Raw genomic sequence first — 2,854 nt, forward strand, 5'->3', positions numbered from 1 at the left:
CACGCCGTTCCCTGCCTCAGGCCGGAAGCCATCCCGCGCCTCAGGCCGAAAGCTATCCCACGCCTCAGGCCCCACGCCGTTCCCTGCCTCAGACCGCAAGCCATCCCACGCCTCAGGCCGCACGCCGTTCCCTGCCTCAGGCCGGAAGCCATCCCGCGCCTCAGGCCGAAAGCTATCCCACGCCTCAGGCCCCACGCCGTTCCCTGCCTCAGACCGCAAGCCATCCCACGCCTCAGGCCGAAAGCTATCCCGCGCCTCGGGCCGAAAGCCCTCCGACAGCCACTCCGCCGCCCCGTACAGCGCCGCCGTCAGCGGGTCCTCCGGCGTGCGGGTCAGCAGGCGCTCGGTCGGGCGGCCGAGCTCCGGGGAGACGTCCAGCATCAGGCTCAGCCGGGCGCGGGCCTTGTTGAGGTTGCTGCCGACGCTGCCGACCGAGATCCCCAGCTCGGCGGAGATCGCCCGGTAGCTCATGCCCTCGAGCGAATGCATGACGACCACCTGGCGCTGGCGCGGCGGCAGCGTGCCGAGGGCGCGCAGCGCGGCCAGTGCCTCGGCGGTCTCCTCCACGGTGGCGGTCGTGGCGGCCGGGACGGTCGTCCCGGCCATCTCGACCGGCTTCCAGCGGAACCACCAGCGCCGCCCGTCCTTCGAGAGCTTGCGCCGCATGGTGGTGGTCACCCATGCCTCCGGCGAGGCGTACGTCCTGACCTCGGGCCAGCGGCGCATCGCCTCGATATACGCCTCCTGCACGGCGTCCTCGGCGTTCTGCCGGTTGCCGCTGAGCATCACCGCGCGGGCGGCCAGCCAGGGGTAGGTGCGGGCGTAGAAGGCGTCGAACTCCTCCTCGAACTCGCCGCCACGCGCGGTCTCCTCGACGGTGTCACTCACCCCGCTCGCCCCCGTCCCGCTCCTCCGGGCGCCGCCTTATGGTCAGCGCCGCGCCGTCGGGGCGGCGGTCGGTGAGCACCGTGCCCGGTGCCGTTCTGCTCACCAACTCGGCCAGCGTGCGCGCCCGGAGCCGTTCGCCCGAGCGCGCCGCCAGCCAGCGGATGACGTCCCCCATCAGCCGTAGCACCCCCACTGTCACGACCGTTGCCACCGTGAGCCACGGATTGTCCATGAGCACCGTTGTGTCTCCTCTTCATGGTTCCCGGCCGGAGCCGGTTCACCATGTAGAGGCGTCATGGACCGTATTTCTTCACCGCGTTTCTCACCATGTTTTCCGGGGGATGTCAGTCGATCGCGCGCTGCGCCTCGTACAGATTGCGGGGGTGGACGGCCTCAGGGTGGCCATAGGACTCGATACGGGAGTGCAGCGGACCGGTGAAGTCCGGGACGTCGATCTGGCCGAACTGCCGGACCTCGCTGATCCCGACCGTCGCGCTGTACGGCGCGATGTCGTCGATCTTGACGCACCCGGCCCGCTGATTGCTCACCGTGACGTTCCAGTGGGTGAACCGCGCACCGTAGAGCGGGCCCGCGCTCGCGTCGCCGCCGTGCGCCCCCGTGTTGTCCACGGTGATCTCCGTACGGACGTTGGCGAAGGGCATTCCGCGGTGGGTGTCGAAGGTGCCCATCTCCATCCGGCCGCGCGACCAGACGTTATAGCTGGACAGCCCCTCCACGTTGATGCCGTGCAGTGACGTCCCCGCCGGGGCCGGGACGGTGCGCTGGGCCAGCACGAAGTCCTCCACGAGGTTGTCGTGCGAGCCCTCGCGGCAGCAGTAGGGATGATGGCTGCCGCGCCCCGTGACCCGGGTGCGGCGCAGGGTGCACGCCTTGGCGGCGACGAGCAGGAAGCCGTTGTCGACGTTGTTGACGGTCACGTCGTCCACCCAGCAGTCCCACGCGCACTGGAGCGCGACGCCGTTGTACCCCTTGTCCAGCAGATGCGGCGACTGCGGGGTCTCGACGACATCGAGGGTGATGCCCTCGACCCCGGAGCCGGTGACCGGCCGTACGAGCGTGGTGAACCGGGGCTTCCAGGCGGGCCGGGCGTCCAGCGGCAGCGGACGGTCGAGGGTCACCCGGCGGCGCCACCGGTCGACGGAGACGACGCGGCACGGCCATTCGTAGGGGACGTACGAGGTGAGCTTGGTCTTGTCGGCCCAGACGTAGTCCGCGGCGCCCTCGACGTCACCGGCCATATGGCGCAGGAGGGAGTGGGTGTCGTCGTCGGCGAGCTGGAACAGCACGCGGTCGCCGCGGCGCAGGGCGGACGGGTCCTCGACGGTCACCGTCCAGTCCCCGCACCGGGCGGGGGCGGCGAGCTCGGTAAGGGTGTGCCACTCGTCGCGCTCATTGCCCGTCCAGCCCTCGAACGGCCACGCCTGGGCCCGGATCGCGTCGGTCAGGGAGCGCAGGCGGGCGTCCGGGCAGATCCAGATGAGGCCGCCGGCCCAGGACCAGGACGACTTGTTCCCGCCGTAGCGGCTGCCGTACGGGCCGATCAGCTCGGTGAGGCTGCGGGTCGCGTGGAGGGTGGTGCGGCCGCTGCCCGCGCCGCGCAGCACGACGTTGTCGTAGCCGAGCCGGATGACATCGTCCACGCGGTACGTGCCGGGCGGCACCAGGACCGTGCCGCCGCCGCGCCGCCCGGCGGCGGCGATGGCGCGGTTGATCGCGGGGGCGGCGTCCGTGGAGCCGTCGGGCCGGGCGCCGTGGTCGCGGACGTCGGCGACGACGGGCAGGCGGGGGAAGTGCTTACGCCCACCGAGGAATCCGGCGCGGCCGACGTACGGAATCTGCGGGTGGGTGTACGGCCGGGCGCGGAACTCGCGCCAGAGGGGGGACGTAGGCGCCCCGCCCGAGGCGCCCGCCCCACCCGAGGCGCCCGGTCCGGCGGCGGCGCCCG

Annotated in this window: 3 protein-coding genes; all 3 read right to left on the minus strand. The window is 72.0% G+C overall.

The genetic code is table 11. The annotated features are described in order from the left end of the window. Nucleotides 1–888: RNA polymerase sigma factor (locus KN815_RS43210; protein ID WP_253209606.1), on the minus strand; the 888-nt coding region annotated here is incomplete at its 3' end. Continuing rightward, on the minus strand, nucleotides 881–1,120 hold the full coding sequence (locus KN815_RS43215; protein ID WP_216347229.1) for a hypothetical protein: 240 nt from the start codon (nucleotides 1,118–1,120) through the stop codon (nucleotides 881–883). The genes KN815_RS43215 and KN815_RS43210, both read right to left, overlap by 8 nt. Before the next feature lie 112 nt (nucleotides 1,121–1,232). Further along, the coding region (locus KN815_RS43220; protein WP_216347230.1) for a glycoside hydrolase family 55 protein at nucleotides 1,233–2,854 on the minus strand (1,622 nt) is incomplete at its 5' end.

The sequence above is a fragment of the Streptomyces niphimycinicus genome (assembly GCF_018883605.1).
In the GTDB taxonomy this organism is placed as follows: Bacteria; Actinomycetota; Actinomycetes; order Streptomycetales; family Streptomycetaceae; genus Streptomyces; species Streptomyces niphimycinicus.

Excerpts from the sequence above, each read along its gene's own strand:
- KN815_RS43215 (WP_216347229.1), bottom strand. The coding sequence starts at position 1,120 with ATGGACAATCCGTGGCTCACGGTGGCAACGGTCGTGACAGTGGGGGTG.